The organism is Synechococcus sp. 8F6 (assembly GCF_002252665.1).
Classification (GTDB): domain Bacteria; phylum Cyanobacteriota; class Cyanobacteriia; order PCC-6307; family Cyanobiaceae; genus Cyanobium_A.
Map to the genome: position 1 here is coordinate 1 of NZ_NQKZ01000068.1, position 700 is coordinate 700.

Here is a 700-nt window from a genome sequence, read left to right on the forward strand (position 1 = left end):
CTCTGCTCAGGCGGTTCAGAATGCACCGTCACCCTGGCCAATGGCCAGATCGGCATGCCGGGCCTGGTCATCCAGAAAGATCAGGTGCTCTCCTGGTCCCAAGGTGGCTCTGGCAGCAAAACAGATGTCGGTATGGGCGTTGCTGGCGTTGTGCTGTTCGGAGTGCCAGGCCTGATTGGTTTTGCTGCCAAGAAGCACGACTATCAATACACCATCAACTACGTCGACGAAGCTGGCAACACCCAGGCGGCAACGGTTGGTTTCAAGAACAACGTGCCCGCCAACCAGTTCATGATGGAAATGATGGGCATGACGGGCCTGAGTATCGGCGAGGTCAACAAAGAGCTGGAGCCCAAACTGGCTCAGATGAAGGCAGACGCTGCAGAAAAGGCGCGGATTGCTGCACTGGACTGCTCGCGGGTGGTCAAGACCTATGGCTGCAGCTGGAGTGCTTACGTCGCGGCCAATCCGGCAGTACAGATCTGGGCCACCAAATACCCCACGATGGTCCCAGCAGAGAAGGCAAGGCTGAGAGCCATCGACTGAAGAACGGCTTTGATTCTCTCCGAGAGTCGCACAAGGCGTAGACAATGAGCCGTAATTTGGTATGCTCTTGACGCCAATGTTGTAGAGAGATGCTTACTGGTTCGGATCTGCTCGCCAAAGTCAAGGACCTTGGAGATGTCTCCAAATCGGAGCT

At 55.9% G+C, this 700-nt stretch carries 1 pseudogene; it reads left to right on the plus strand.

Going from position 1 to position 700, the window contains the following annotated elements:
- Positions 1-546, plus strand: a pseudogene (locus CJZ78_RS14135) (hypothetical protein); the annotation flags it as partial.
- Positions 547-700: the final 154 nt, after the last annotated feature.